General features: G+C 47.4%; 14 protein-coding genes. All 14 read left to right on the forward strand.

All coding sequences use genetic code 11. The annotated features are described in order from the left end of the window. Nucleotides 1-123 precede the first annotated feature (123 nt). The 14 genes from SATMO3_RS16755 to SATMO3_RS16820 all read left to right on the forward strand — a co-directional run bounded on the left by SATMO3_RS16755 (nucleotide 124) and on the right by SATMO3_RS16820 (nucleotide 13,137). A complete protein-coding gene (locus tag SATMO3_RS16755; RefSeq protein ID WP_371370883.1) occupies nucleotides 124-888 on the forward strand; it encodes a fumarylacetoacetate hydrolase family protein in 765 nt (254 codons plus the stop codon). Between the two features lie 20 nt (nucleotides 889-908). Next, the gene (locus SATMO3_RS16760; protein WP_371370884.1) at nucleotides 909-1,418 is read left to right on the forward strand and encodes a gamma carbonic anhydrase family protein; all 510 of its coding nucleotides are present in this window, start codon (nucleotides 909-911) and stop codon (nucleotides 1,416-1,418) included. A 31-nt stretch (nucleotides 1,419-1,449) separates the two neighbouring features. Further along, nucleotides 1,450-1,866, forward strand: coding sequence for a nucleoside-diphosphate kinase (gene ndk, locus SATMO3_RS16765; protein WP_371381732.1), 417 nt, complete (start codon nucleotides 1,450-1,452; stop codon nucleotides 1,864-1,866). 16 nt (nucleotides 1,867-1,882) lie between these two features. Continuing rightward, entirely contained in the window at nucleotides 1,883-2,401 is a 519-nt protein-coding gene (locus SATMO3_RS16770) for a cob(I)yrinic acid a,c-diamide adenosyltransferase (protein ID WP_371370885.1), read from the forward strand. 23 nt (nucleotides 2,402-2,424) lie between these two features. Beyond that, nucleotides 2,425-2,634 carry a zinc ribbon domain-containing protein gene (locus SATMO3_RS16775; protein WP_371370886.1) on the forward strand — a complete coding sequence of 70 codons (210 nt, stop codon included), beginning with the start codon at nucleotides 2,425-2,427 and terminating at the stop codon, nucleotides 2,632-2,634. A gap of 487 nt (nucleotides 2,635-3,121) precedes the next feature. Continuing rightward, nucleotides 3,122-5,203, forward strand: a complete 2,082-nt coding sequence (gene fusA, locus SATMO3_RS16780; RefSeq protein ID WP_371370887.1) for an elongation factor G — start codon at nucleotides 3,122-3,124, stop codon at nucleotides 5,201-5,203. Nucleotides 5,204-5,338: 135 nt separating this feature from the next. Further along, nucleotides 5,339-6,151 (forward strand): peptidoglycan editing factor PgeF, encoded by an 813-nt coding sequence (gene pgeF / locus SATMO3_RS16785; protein ID WP_371370888.1) that lies wholly within the window; start codon nucleotides 5,339-5,341, stop codon nucleotides 6,149-6,151. A 169-nt stretch (nucleotides 6,152-6,320) separates the two neighbouring features. Further along, nucleotides 6,321-8,084, forward strand: a complete 1,764-nt coding sequence (locus tag SATMO3_RS16790; protein ID WP_371370889.1) for a sigma-54 interaction domain-containing protein — start codon at nucleotides 6,321-6,323, stop codon at nucleotides 8,082-8,084. 219 nt (nucleotides 8,085-8,303) lie between these two features. Continuing rightward, nucleotides 8,304-8,609 carry a (2Fe-2S)-binding protein gene (locus SATMO3_RS16795; protein WP_371370890.1) on the forward strand — a complete coding sequence of 102 codons (306 nt, stop codon included), beginning with the start codon at nucleotides 8,304-8,306 and terminating at the stop codon, nucleotides 8,607-8,609. Next, complete coding sequence (locus SATMO3_RS16800) at nucleotides 8,606-9,715, forward strand: NAD(P)/FAD-dependent oxidoreductase (protein ID WP_371370891.1); 1,110 nt, start codon at nucleotides 8,606-8,608, stop codon at nucleotides 9,713-9,715. The genes SATMO3_RS16795 and SATMO3_RS16800 overlap by 4 nt, the downstream gene beginning before the upstream one ends. Continuing rightward, nucleotides 9,716-10,216: a 4Fe-4S dicluster domain-containing protein gene (locus SATMO3_RS16805; RefSeq protein WP_371370892.1), complete on the forward strand. Its 501-nt coding sequence runs from the start codon at nucleotides 9,716-9,718 to the stop codon at nucleotides 10,214-10,216. Next, entirely contained in the window at nucleotides 10,209-10,484 is a 276-nt protein-coding gene (locus SATMO3_RS16810; RefSeq protein WP_371370893.1) for a (2Fe-2S)-binding protein, read from the forward strand. Before SATMO3_RS16805 ends, SATMO3_RS16810 begins: the two co-directional genes overlap by 8 nt. Beyond that, nucleotides 10,477-11,625 (forward strand): NAD(P)/FAD-dependent oxidoreductase, encoded by a 1,149-nt coding sequence (locus tag SATMO3_RS16815; protein WP_371370894.1) that lies wholly within the window; start codon nucleotides 10,477-10,479, stop codon nucleotides 11,623-11,625. Before SATMO3_RS16810 ends, SATMO3_RS16815 begins: the two co-directional genes overlap by 8 nt. Before the next feature lie 345 nt (nucleotides 11,626-11,970). Then, entirely contained in the window at nucleotides 11,971-13,137 is a 1,167-nt protein-coding gene (locus tag SATMO3_RS16820) for an ABC transporter substrate-binding protein (RefSeq protein WP_371370895.1), read from the forward strand. The last annotated feature ends 132 nt before the right edge of the window (nucleotides 13,138-13,269 follow it).

A 13,269-nucleotide genomic window follows, 5' to 3' on the forward strand; every position in this document is an offset into this window, starting at 1 on the left:
TCAAAATCCTCTGAAAATTACTTTCAGAGGATTTTTTTTGCAGGATATGAGCAAGTCAGTATGGAAAAAATATACTAGCTGTTTCTACTTACTCCATTACAGTACATTGTGGGAGGTAGTCTTATGAAAATAGTGAGATTTGCATTTGAAAACAAGCAAAGTTACGGCGTTTTGGCAGCAGACAATCAGATTACAATAATAGATGGTGATATATTCGGCGGCCACTATAAAGAAAGTGACAGAAAAGTTTCCTTGGAACAAGTCAGTTTACTGGCGCCGTGTCAGCCAAGCAAAGCAGTCTGTATTGGCCTTAATTATCATGACCACGCCCGGGAAATGAATCTTAAGTTGCCTGAAGAGCCTTTAATCTTTCTAAAACCATCGTCGGCGCTAAACCATCCCGGGGGTAAAATTGAGTTTCCGCCTATCTCCAATAACCTTCACTTTGAAGCGGAACTGGCAGTAGTTATCAAAAGCCAGGCCCGTAAAATACCTGTAGAGCACGCAGGTGATTATGTACTGGGTTATACCTGCGCCAATGATATCACAGCACGCGATATTCAGATGCATGACGGCCAGTGGACCCGCGGCAAATCTTTTGATACATTTCTGCCGTTAGGTCCTTGGATAGAAACACAGTTAAATCCTCACACTGTAAATATTAAGTTATTGCTCAACGGTGAATTAAAACAATCCTCCAACACAACAAATTTAATCTTTAAAGTCCCTGAGTTAATCGCTTTCGTCAGCCAGGTCATGACCCTGTATCCTGGTGACGTTATCCTGACAGGCACGCCGTCGGGAGTTGGTCCGATGCAGGCGGGAGACACTGTCACCGTCGAGATTGATGGCCTTGGTGCACTTAGCAATACAGTTATCCGCGGCTAAATGAAGGAGTGGGACACAGGTTGACTGGTAAATTATTTCCTTATAAAAAGCTAGAGCCCCGGATAGACGATAGCGTTTTTGTCGCCGCAGGGGCCCGGATTATCGGCGATGTGTCTATTGCGGACAATGCCAGTATCTGGTACAATACGGTAATCCGTGGCGATGATCACCTGATTAAAATAGGTCGTTATACTAATATCCAGGATAACAGCACCATCCATGTCATGCATGATTGTCCATGTATCGTCGGCAACTACGTAACGGTTGGCCACAACGTAATTCTTCACGGCTGCACGATAGGCGATAATTGTCTGGTGGGTATGGGGGCCATCATTCTTGGGTATGCTGAAATCGGCGAAAATTGTATTATCGGCGCCGGAACTCTCATCCCTGAGCGCAAGAAGATACCTCCCAATTCGTTGGTCGTAGGATCTCCCGGAAAAGTCATCCGGCAAATCGGCAGTGAAGAACTTGAAGTCATCCGCCAGTCTGCATTGCAGTATGCCGAACGGGCACGCGAATACCGCTAAAGAAGAGGTTATGAATATGATGATTAATGTGATGGAAAATACCCTGGTGTTATTAAAACCTGATGCTGTTCAAAGAAAATTATGCGGTGAGATCATCAGCCGTTTCGAACGAAAAGGGCTTAGTCTTGTTGCCTTAAAACTATTGACATTAACGCCGGCGATAGCGGCCAGCCATTACGAAGAACATCTTGACAAACCGTTTTATCCGTCCCTTGTAAGTTTCATCACCTCAGGTCCGGTTGTTGCTATAGTGCTCAGGGGCCCTAACGCCATTAAGGCGGTTAGAACCATGATGGGGCCAACCAACCCGGAGAACGCGCCGCCTGGTACCATTCGCGGCGACTACGCCACAGTTATGTCGAACAATATTATTCATGGATCAGACAGCGTAATAAGCGCCCAGCGTGAAATTGCTATCTATTTTACTGAACATGAGCTAGTTCAGTAATCATTAGGAGGAACAGATGAGTAAAGTTTATACCAAAACAGGTGATAAAGGCACCACCGGCCTCTTAACCGGAGAACGTATCCCAAAGACAAGCGCACGGGTAGAAGCCTATGGTTCAGTAGATGAAGTAAATTCTGCACTTGGACTATCCCGGGCCAATTGCGAAAAACCCGAAGTTAAAGACGCCATTGTTAAACTGCAAAAACTATTAATGCTCGTTATGGCCGACCTGGCCAGCGTTAATGCCGGTCAGTTATATGTTACGGGCGACCATGTAACGGCCCTGGAGCAAATGATTGATGAATTTGACGCCAAATTACCGCCGTTAAAGAGCTTTATTATGCCCGGGGAAACTCCGGGAGCCGCTGCCTTGGACCTGGCCCGCACTACTTCCAGACGCGCCGAGCGTCAAACACTGCGGCTTAAGGAACAGGAACCGGACACAAAAATCAATGAGCACCTGTTCATTGCCCTTAACCGCCTGTCTGACTTATGTTTTGTCTTATCCCGGTTTGAAGCCGAGAATGCAAAATAGTATTATTTAAAAGGTGATCAATAATGCCAATTTATGACTTTAAATGCAATGAGTGCGGCCAAACCTTTGAGCAATTGTGCCGTCTCAACTGGCAGGGCAGTGTTGTTTGCCCGGGATGCGGCCGCAACAATATTGCCAAAATTGTATCATTAGTCAGCAGCCACGGTCGCTCCGGCGGCGACAGCGGTGCATGCTCAGGTAAATCCTGCAGCGCTTGCAGCGGCTGCAAATAAATTTGACTTTACAATCAAATACTGCACAACTTTTTTTGGCTCGCATAAACTATATCGATAGCTTAAGAGGGATTGTAGGAATAGATAATAGTTTAGTAAGGGGGCGAGCAGGTTGAATTTTCGTTTTTATGTTATGTCGCTGCCAGGACCACTGCGTAGGTTGGTGCGTATGTTCATAAAAGGATAATGCCAGGCTATATATGCGAAAAGAGCTATAAAAGCATAGCTCTTTTCGCGTTTTTTGCTTTCTTCGCCTCCGGCTGCCGCCTATAGGTACCAGAAAGAGGTCTAGGAAATACCCCTCAATAATTTTTTCGGTATATTTATGGAAATTTTTTATAAGTATGGAATAAATAGTCCAAAAAATGCTCAATTTAACTTAAACAAAATAGACTGAAAAGCAGGAATATTTACAGTAAACAGAGAATTACAACCAGCAATATGTCAGTAATGGAATTAACCATACCACAACAGGAGGGGACTAGCCATGAAAGAGTACAAGAGCGACAGGTTAAGAAATGTTGGAATTGTAGCCCACGGAGGTGCCGGCAAGACATCCTTGACAGAAGCCATGTTATTTAATTCTGGCGCGGTGAACCGTTTGGGACGTGTTGATGATGGTTCGGCAACAACTGACTTTGAACCGGAAGAAATTAAACGTAAAGTAACAATTAGTACTGCATTGGCACCTTGCGAATGGCGTGAACATAAGATAAATTTTGTCGATACGCCCGGTTATTCCGATTTCGTAGCCGAGGTAAAAGGCGCTTTGCGTGCTGTTGACAGCGCGCTCATTGTGCTGTGCGCAGCCGCAGGCGTTGAAGTGGAAACTGAAAAAACATGGAATTATGCAAACGAGCTGGGCTTGCCCCGAATTGGTTATATAAATAAGATGGACCGGGAAAACGCCGATTTTTATAGTGTTGTCGATAGTATGAAAGCAAGCTTCGGCAACGGCGTTGTCCCGGTTCAATTGCCCATTGGGGCTGAGGATAATTTTTCCGGTATTGTCGACTTAATCAAAATGAAAGCCTACTTGCCGGAGAAAAATGGCAGGGAGTACAACGAAACTGCCATCCCCGCCGACCTGTTGCCTAAAGCGGAAGAGGCCCGTATGGCCCTTATCGAAGCAGCTGCTGAAGGAAATGACGACTTATTGACTAAATATCTTGAAGGGGAAGAACTCAGCGACGAAGAGGTCATCTCCGGGCTGTTAGCCGGCATTGCCCAGTCTAAAGTCTTTCCGGTTATGTGCGGATCGGCCACCAAAAACATCGGTATCCAGCAGATGCTTGACTCGATAATTAAATACCTGCCTGCGCCGGGTTCCGCTCCGGTGACCGGTTATCACCCGGTCACTAAAGAACCGGTGGAGAGAAGTGGCAGCGACCCGTTTTCCGCTATGGTTTTTAAGACTACCGCCGATCCCTTTGTCGGACGTCTCAATTATATTCGCCTTTTCTCAGGCGTTATGAAACCGGACAGCACGTTATACAATGCCACAAAAGATAAATCCGAAAGAATTGGCACTCTGTTTTCCTTGCGCGGTAAGCATCAGGACCCTATTACGGCCGTACATGCCGGTGATATTGTGGTTGTGGCCAAACTGCAGGAGACAGGCACAGGTGATTCCCTTTGCGATAAAGATAAACCAATTATTTTTGAACCGATTTCCTACCCACGACCCATGTTCGTCCGTGCTGTAGAAGCCAAGAACAAGGGGGATGAGGACAAAATCGGCCAGGCACTGGCAAGGCTGATGGACGAAGATCCTACCTTTAAAGTTCGGAAAGATGTTGAAACCAATCAGCTCCTCATTTCCGGTATGGGCGAACTGCACCTGGACATTATGTCAGAACGTATGAAACGCAAGTTTGGTGTCGAAACATTGCTCACTAATCCCAAAGTTCCGTATAGAGAGACAATTCGCGGTTCCGCCAAAGTGGAAGGTAAGCACAAAAAACAGAGCGGCGGCCATGGACAATATGGTCATGTCTGGCTGCAGCTCGACCCACTGGCGCCAGGGGCCCAGTTTGAATTTGTCGATTCCATCTTTGGCGGCGCAGTCCCCCGCCAATATATCCCGGCAGTAGAAAAAGGGGTAAAGGAAGCATTGACCGCCGGTATCCTGGCAGGCTATCCAATGGTTGACGTAAAAGTAACTTTAACAGATGGCTCCTATCATACAGTTGACTCGTCCGAAATGGCTTTTAAAATTGCCAGCACAATGGCGTTGCGCAAAGGAGCACTGCAAGCCAAACCAGTTCTTTTGGAGCCAATCTATTCCATAGAGGTCATTGTTCCCGAAACCTATATGGGCGATGTCATTGGTGATCTCAATACTAAGCGCGGCCGCATTCAAGGCATGGAGCCAATTGGCGGCGGTCAGGGACGCATTAAAGCCCAGGTACCGCTTGCGGAAATGTTCCGCTATAGTATTGATCTGCGTTCCATTACCCAAGGGCGGGGCACCTTTGACATGAACTTCTCTCATTATGAAGACGTGCCGGCCCGTCTTGCCGAAACCATTATTGCCAGTGCCAAAAAGGATAAACTGGACGAAGCCTAATCACAGGAAAGTGCGAGCCATGGTATACCCCAGTGTGTACCATGGCTTTTTTAATTTTTTATAGATATTTGCGGGCCGAAAAGAGTATTATTATATAATAAGGAAAGTACTCTCTCTTATATGGAGGTTTTATCAGTGGGCGACTTTGTTTTAAAATACGATCCAAACGGTGTCTGGTATGGAATCTTTACCGCTTTTGCCGACAAAGGGGTAACTCACGGTATATCTACCCGGCTGGGCGGCCATAGTGACCAACCCTTTGCCAGCTTGAATCTAGGGTTACATACCGGCGATGATGCCCAGGCTGTTTGGCATAATCGGCAAGCCTTCTGCCAAGCGCTGGGATTTGCCGCCGAAAACGCAGTTACTGCCGAACAAGTCCACCAAGATCTGGTTCAGTTAGTTACTGAGAAAGATATCGGCCGCGGCGCACGCCGTTATGAGGAGGCTATAAAAAATACCGATGCACTGATCACTAATGCTAAAGCTGTGCCTCTTATGCTGTTTTTTGCCGACTGTGTACCCGTTCTCATTTTTGACCCGGTTGCCAGAGCGGTCGGCATCAGCCATGCCGGCTGGAAAGGCACAGTAGCCAAAATTGCCCAAAAGACTGTTCTGGCAATGCAAGACAATTATGGCAGCAAGCCGGCTGACTGCCTGGTAGGTATTGGACCATCCATCGGCCCGTGCTGCTATGAAGTGGATGAAGCAGTAATGAGTAAACTTCGGGATGGCTTTGAACAGTGGGAAAACCTGGCTACGCCCTGTGGCGAACGCTGGCGGCTTAACCTCTGGGAGGCCAACCGCCAGCAGCTTAAAGAAATCGGGGTAATGGACAGCAACATTACAATTAGCGGCGTCTGTACCGCTGACAATACTCAGGTCTTTTTCTCGCATCGCGCCGAGGCTGGCCGGACCGGACGCATAGGAGCAGCTATTATGCTATAGAATAAAATGTAATTGTCAGTCTGTTTCACGAAAATATTTGTTCTTGAAATTATTTTTTAAGCCAGCTATAATAAAATAAATGTCAAATATCTGACACTAGCAAAGACGCTGTGTTTCCACTCCAGGAGACAGGCGTCTTTTTACCCGTAAAGGAGGTTTTCTGTCTGTCATGCAGTTACTGTATATTAAAGATATTGTTACCACCCAATTAACTATTGTCGATCCCTTGGCGCCGGCAGCAGAAATTGCCGTTAGCCGTAACGGTCTGCCAACAATCGCTGTGCTGCAAAAAGAGGGGAAATGGGGCTGTATTTTGGCAGGCCGGACGAACCTGGCAGCCAAATTTGCCTGGGAGATTGCAAACTGGGACGTTGTGTTAAAACCTGCCGCACTTTTAACGTCTCCCCTGAGCAGTTTACCCGCCGAACTGCTATCCAAAACTGTTTTGTTTGCAGCAGATGGTAAAATTCATGCAGTGAGTACGCCTGAACAAATTTTTGCCGCAATGCTAAGCAAATATCAGTTGCTGCAATCGCAACTTAATGCCGTTCTGGACACCGTCGGCGAATCAGTCTGTGTAATTGACCAGAACAATCAGGTTGTTTTCTGGAATAAACGGGCTGAAAAACTGTATGACATTGCGGCGGAAAAAATTTTGGGAAATCCGATTGATGTTTTTTTTTCTAATCTACTGGTTAAAAGGGCCGCTGCTGAGCGCCTGTTCGTCAAAGATCAATATCATCAGCCCTGTTCCAATACCCATGTACTGATAAATGCCGCCCCCGTCCAGTCAAATGGTCAGGTAGTCGGCGGCGTAAGCGCCGAGCGGGATATTACCGAGATTGTCAACCTTAATCAGGAGCTGACACGCACCAGTCGCCAGGTTCAATCGCTAGAAAGTCAGATTGATAAAATCAGTTCCGGCAATGATGCTTTTGCCAGCGTCTGCGGCCACAGTCCCGGTGTTGTTGCCGCTGTCAGCATGGCCCGGCGCGTAGCCGCCACGAATGCACCTTTGCTCCTCAGGGGGGAAAGCGGTACGGGCAAAGAGGTATTCGCCCGGGCAGTCCATACAGCTAGCGGACGCAAAGGCATGTTTATTGAGATTAACTGCGGAGCCATTCCTGCCAGCCTGTTTGAAAGCGAGCTCTTCGGCTATCATTCCGGTGCATTCACCGGCGCCGACCGCAAAGGCAAAGCCGGTCTGTTTGAATTAGCCGACGGCGGCACACTGTTTCTGGATGAAATTGGGGAGATGCCACGGGATATGCAGGTTAAGCTGCTCCGTGTGCTGCAGGAGAAAAAGTTTTACCGTGTTGGCGGCAATAAACCAGTGCAGGTCGATGTCCGCATTATTTCAGCTACTCATCGCGACCTGGAAGACATGATTGCCTGCGGTGATTTCCGGGATGACCTATACTACCGGTTAAATGTGGTAACCATTGTTTTGCCGCCATTAAGATCCCGTCGGGAAGACATCCCTGAGCTGGTCTATCGCGGACTAAAGCATTTTGGCGCAATACATAATCCCGGAGCAACCCTCAGTAAAGCGGAGCCATCGCTTATGGCCGCTTTTCTAGAGTATGATTGGCCTGGCAATGTCCGTGAACTTAATAATATTTTGGAACGCCTGGTTATTCTGGCCGACAGCGACACGCTGACAACAGCCTGCCTGCCTGCCAACTTTAGAGCCAATTACCAGCACACTCGCCTAAACAATCCGGCAAACGCTCAGGGCAACCTGACAACTCTTCCGGAACTTACAACACTGGAACGCTCACTCATTGAAAAAACGCTCAAAGAGACCAATTTCAACAAAGCCGCTACTGCCAAAAAACTAGGTATTCCCCGTAGTACGCTGTATTACAAAATGCAGCAGTTTAAGCTGACAGGAGATACTGTCAGGCATTTGACGCAAGCGTCGAAAAGCTGACACTAATAACACACAGTCCGCCGCTACTTAAAAGCATTTCGACAAGAAACTGTTGCCGTAAGAGAACCTATAATAAAAAAAATTATGAGATTGTTTCCGTACAAAGCCTGATAATGACTGCATTGAAGCATCATTATTATCAATACACAGAAACAATCTCTTTTATTTTGTTAATCCTGGCATGGTAATTGCATTATTAAAAAACACGGAGGTGTAGCAATGCGCATTATTAATCATCCCATCCTGCAATTCCCTGAAAAAACTAAAGTTCAGTTCAGCTTCAACGGCAAAATAATAGAAGGGTATGAAGGTGAACCCATTGCCGCCGCGCTGCATGCTGCCGGTGTGACAGTACTCAGGCACAGCCATAACCTTAACCGGCCGCGGGGACTATTTTGCGCTATAGGCAATTGTTCATCCTGTTTAATGGCGGTTAACGGCATTCCAAACATCAGAGTCTGTGTGGAACCGTTACAACAGGGAATGATTGTCGAAACGCAAACAGGAAGAGGTAAGCTGCCATGAACACAACAGATATTGCCATTATCGGTGCCGGCCCGGCCGGCCTTACGGCAGCCATAGCTGCCGGCAAAGCAGGAGCCAAGGTGCTATTGCTGGAGCGATCCGAATATCTTGGCGGTCAGCTAGTTAAGCAAACCCACAAATTTTTCGGTTCCAAAAATGAACACGCCGGTGAACGGGGTATCGCCATTGCCGATTTGCTTGTCAAGGAAGCCCAGGCCCAGCCTTCCGTCACCGTCTGGAATAATGCAACTGTACTTGGTCAGTATCAGGAAGACGGTGTTGTGACAGTCAAACATAACGGGGCCTTCGTTACCGTGAAAGCCAAAAAGGTTATTGTGGCTACCGGCGCCTCGGAAAAAACACTGGCTTTTCCAGGCAACGACCTGCCGGGAGTGTATGGCGCCGGCGCCGTGCAAACCCTTATGAATGTGCATGGTGTATTGCCGGGAAAACGTTTGCTGATGGTAGGCGCTGGCAATATTGGCCTAATTGTGGCCTACCAGTTACTGCAGGCGGGAGTAGAAGTGGCCGGCATTATTGAAGCAGCTCCCAAAATTGGCGGGTATCTGGTTCATGCTGCCAAAATCAGGCGGGCCGGCATACCTATTTATACCTCGCATACCATAGCTTCCGCTTATGGTTCGCCCAGTCTTTCAGGGGTAACGGTCTGCAAGCTGGATGCAAACTGGCAGCCGGTTCCCGGCAGTCAATTTGATATTGCCGTAGATGGTCTATGTCTGGCAGTTGGCCTGACACCACTGACAGAATTGTTGTGGCAGGCAGGCTGCAATATGACCTGGGTACCCGAACTTGGCGGTTATGTACCACTGCGCGATTCCCATTTACTAACCACACATCCTGACATTTATGTTGCCGGTGATGTGGCCGGTATAGAAGAAGCTTCGGCTGCCATGGTCGAGGGCAAACTGGCCGGCCTGTCGGCTGCAGCCAGTCTAGGTTTTGCTTTAGACAGCCTTAAGCAGGATTATGCTGACGCCCGGGGCCAACTGTCCGCTCTCCGCGCCGGGGATGTCAGCGCTAAAATACGCAGTGGACTTGCCAAGGCTATCATTGAGTCTTCGTCCTCATTAAGCGAGGTGATATAAATGTTAGAACAAACCGGAATACCCACAACGGACGACATTACTGCGGCCGCGCCCAGCCAGGAACGTTTGGCGCAAGGCCCGGTGGCTCTGTTTGAGTGTTTTCAAAATATACCCTGCAATCCGTGTGCCGATGCCTGTCCCCAAGGAGCCATAACGATCGGTGAAGATATTAATCAGCGACCGGTACTCGACGAGTCAAAATGTAATGGCTGCGGTATTTGCCTGGCCCATTGCCCCGGATTATCAATTTTCGTTGTTGATTGTTCTTCTCAGGATAATCAGGCTCTGGTTAAACTTCCTTATGAATATGTCCCCCTGCCGGAAGCCGGCCAGTCAGTGAACGCCCTAAACCGTAAAGGGGAAACAGTTGCTGACGCCAAGATAAAGAAAGTACAGCAAAATAAAAACAAAACAACCGTGGTCTGGGTGACTGTTCCCAAAGAATTGGCTATGGATGTGCGCGGAATATCGCTAAGAAAGGAGGGCTCTCACTATGACTGAACCGGTTATTATCTGCCGTTGTGAAGACATCACGCAGGAAGATATCCAAAAACTTATCAAGCAGGGAAAACATACCCTTGACGAATTAAAACGCGAATGCCGGTGCGGGATGGGGCCTTGTCAGGGCAGGACCTGTACACCCCTCATTGCGCAGGAACTTGCTAAAGCATTAAAAACGACCAGTGGCGACATTGCTCTGCCGACATTCCGTCCGCCTACGGCCCCCATTTCCTTAGGCGCACTGGCTGGAGGTGCTAAAAATGATTAACCACGCAGATATTGTTGTTATCGGCGGGGGAGTTGTCGGCTGTTCTATCGCTTATAACCTAGCTAAAGCCGGAGCCGGGCAGGTGGCTGTCATTGAACGCAATTACCTGGCCAGTGGCGCAACAGGACGCTGCGGTGCCGGTGTCCGCATGCAGTGGGGCAGCGAAACCAATTGCCTGCTATCCCGTGAAAGTGTTAAAATGCTGGAGAACTTGCCGGAACTTCTGGGTGTAGAGGACGATATTGAATTCGACCAGGGCGGTTATCTGCTGTTGGCCTATACTCCCAAAATGGTAGAACAATTCAAGAAAAATCTCATCCTGCAGAATTCGCTGGATATTCCGGCCCGCTGGACGACACCGGCAGAAGCAAAAGAGATCGTGCCTCATCTAAATACAGACGGGCTCTTGGGAGCGACCTTCTGTCCTAAAGATGGTCATGCCAATCCCTTTAAAGTAACCAGTTTATACGCTAAAGCCGCTGCCCGGCTGGGTGTCAAATTCTATACACATACTGAGGTTTCCGGTTTAACCGTGACTGACGGCAAAATAACGACAGTTCACACTGATAAAGGAACCATAGCTACTAATACCGTCGTAAACGCCGCTGGCGGCTATGCCAAAATGGTAGGTCAAATGGCCGGCATCGAGCTGCCCATTTTCCCTGAGCGTCACGAGATACTTGTTACCGAGCCGGTTGAACGGATGCAAACGCCCATGGTTATGTGTTTTTATCACAATCTGTATTGTCAACAGACACCTCATGGCAGTTTTATCATGGGCATCGGCCATCCGGACGAGCCGGAAACTTTCAATATCAACTCCAGCTGGCAATTTCTAACTGAAATGGCTGCGCGCATTACCAAAATTCTGCCGCCGCTAGCCAATCTTAATGTCATCCGGCAATGGGCCGGCCTGTATGATATGTGCCCTGACCGTACACCTATTCTAGGTCAGGATGCCGCTGTGCAGGGCTTTTATACAGCAGCCGGCTTCAGCGGTCACGGCTTTATGATCTCACCCATTGTGGGTAAACTTATGGCCCAGACCATTACCGGCTCCCCGACAGATATACCAATTGATATGTTCAGTGCCGACCGTTTCGCTCGCGGGCAGCTGTACGTTGAACCTTCCGTTGTCTAAAAAACATTATCCAGGGAACTGACATCAAACCCGGGCAGTAAATACCTAACACGCTGCCATTAAACCAAGACGATGTGAAAAAAAGTGTAAAATATCAGCACTTAATTAAAAATACTGCTTGCAAAATAAACTATTTCGTACTACAATGTATAATCATAGGATACAAAAGTATCAGCATATTTCGTAACACTAAGCAAAGATGCTTTTTGGAAGGAGACATTATTTTCTCCTTTCCAAAAAGCTATTTTTTAACCCAATATGCTTTTTAGCAATATTTGTTGTGGAGGTGATGCTGCTTACAGTTTTAGGGTTCTGATAAATTTTGCACGAATAGGGGAGGAGACTATGAGTAAACTCGGATTAAAAATGGCCAGCTTAGTAACAGTACTTGTTATGCTGGCCGGACTGGTAACCGGTTGTGGTGACACAGCCAGCAAAGACATCAAAATCGGTGTAGTATACGAACTTACCGGCAACACGGCTTCCTTCGGTACTTCTGCAGCTAACGGCGCTAAAATGGCCTTTAAGGAAATCAACGCTAAAGGCGGCGTTCTCGGCAAACAAATTCAAATCGTTGTGGCCGATAACAAAGGCGAGCCTTCCGAATCTTCCAATGCCATGACCAAAGTAATCACCCAGGACAAGGTTGTTGCCGTAACCGGTTTTACCACCAGTTCCAACGGTATTGCCGGCTCGACCGTAGCGGAAGCCAATAAAATTCCGTTTGTTGCAGCCGCCACTACCAACCCCAAAGTAACTTTGGATGAAAAAACAGGTAAAGCCAAAGATTACACTTTCCGGGTATGCTTCATTGACCCGTTCCAAGGCACTGTTGGCGCCAACTTCGCGTTAAACAGCCTTAAGACAAAAAAAGCAGCTATTATGATTGACAATTCCAGTGACTACAGTAAAGGGTTGTCCCAATTCTTTAAAGAAGCCTTCACAAAAGGCGGCGGCCAAATCTTAGCAGAAGAGGCTTACTTACAAAAAGATCAGGATTTTAAAACTATCCTGACTAAGATTAAAGCTACCAATCCCGAAATTCTTTACGTACCTGGCTATTATGAGGAAGTTGGTAAAATTGCCAAACAAGCCCGTGAAATGGGTATGACTATGCCGATTGTCGGCGGCGACGGCTGGGATTCCCCTAAGCTAGTTGAAATCGGTGGTCCGCAAGCTCTTAACAATACCTTCTTTACCAACCACTACTCGGTAGAAGATACCAGCCCATTGTCCAAGTCATTTGTTGAGAACTACAAAAAAGAATATGGTCAAATGCCTGATGCCATGGCCGTACTTGGCTATGATGCAGCTTATGTTCTTGTTGATGCCATCAAACGCGCCAACAGCACTGAAGCGGCTAAAATCCGCGAAGCCCTGGCAGCTACCAAAGACTTTAAAGGCGCATCCGGCGACCTGACACTTAACAATACCCATGACGCTATCAAGGGTGCTGTTATCCTCGAAATGAAAGACGGTAAGCAAGTTTATAAAGAAACTGTAAAACCATAAAAACACTAAAGTAGAAAAATCGCCGTTTGCTTTAATCAGACGGCGATTTTTTTCGTTCTGTCGCTAATAGTTTTTATGTTAAAAAGATAGAATAATATAGAATTTTTGGAGGAAAATTATGTTTCTGGGCGA

The sequence above is a fragment of the Sporomusa aerivorans genome, from assembly GCF_041428895.1.
Taxonomy (GTDB): Bacteria; Bacillota; Negativicutes; order Sporomusales; family Sporomusaceae; genus Sporomusa; species Sporomusa aerivorans.

What these genes read in the sequence shown, in the direction of transcription:
- SATMO3_RS16795 (WP_371370890.1), top strand. Translation starts at nt 8,304, where the DNA reads ATGCGCATTATTAATCATCCCATCCTGCAATTCCCTGAAAAAACTAAA.
- SATMO3_RS16815 (WP_371370894.1), top strand. Translation starts at nt 10,477, where the DNA reads ATGATTAACCACGCAGATATTGTTGTTATCGGCGGGGGAGTTGTCGGC.
- SATMO3_RS16790 (WP_371370889.1), top strand. Translation starts at nt 6,321, where the DNA reads ATGCAGTTACTGTATATTAAAGATATTGTTACCACCCAATTAACTATT.
- SATMO3_RS16810 (WP_371370893.1), top strand. Translation starts at nt 10,209, where the DNA reads ATGACTGAACCGGTTATTATCTGCCGTTGTGAAGACATCACGCAGGAA.
- SATMO3_RS16805 (WP_371370892.1), top strand. Translation starts at nt 9,716, where the DNA reads ATGTTAGAACAAACCGGAATACCCACAACGGACGACATTACTGCGGCC.
- SATMO3_RS16820 (WP_371370895.1), top strand. Translation starts at nt 11,971, where the DNA reads ATGAGTAAACTCGGATTAAAAATGGCCAGCTTAGTAACAGTACTTGTT.
- fusA (WP_371370887.1), top strand. Translation starts at nt 3,122, where the DNA reads ATGAAAGAGTACAAGAGCGACAGGTTAAGAAATGTTGGAATTGTAGCC.
- SATMO3_RS16770 (WP_371370885.1), top strand. Translation starts at nt 1,883, where the DNA reads ATGAGTAAAGTTTATACCAAAACAGGTGATAAAGGCACCACCGGCCTC.
- SATMO3_RS16800 (WP_371370891.1), top strand. Translation starts at nt 8,606, where the DNA reads ATGAACACAACAGATATTGCCATTATCGGTGCCGGCCCGGCCGGCCTT.
- SATMO3_RS16775 (WP_371370886.1), top strand. Translation starts at nt 2,425, where the DNA reads ATGCCAATTTATGACTTTAAATGCAATGAGTGCGGCCAAACCTTTGAG.
- SATMO3_RS16755 (WP_371370883.1), top strand. Translation starts at nt 124, where the DNA reads ATGAAAATAGTGAGATTTGCATTTGAAAACAAGCAAAGTTACGGCGTT.
- ndk (WP_371381732.1), top strand. Translation starts at nt 1,450, where the DNA reads ATGGAAAATACCCTGGTGTTATTAAAACCTGATGCTGTTCAAAGAAAA.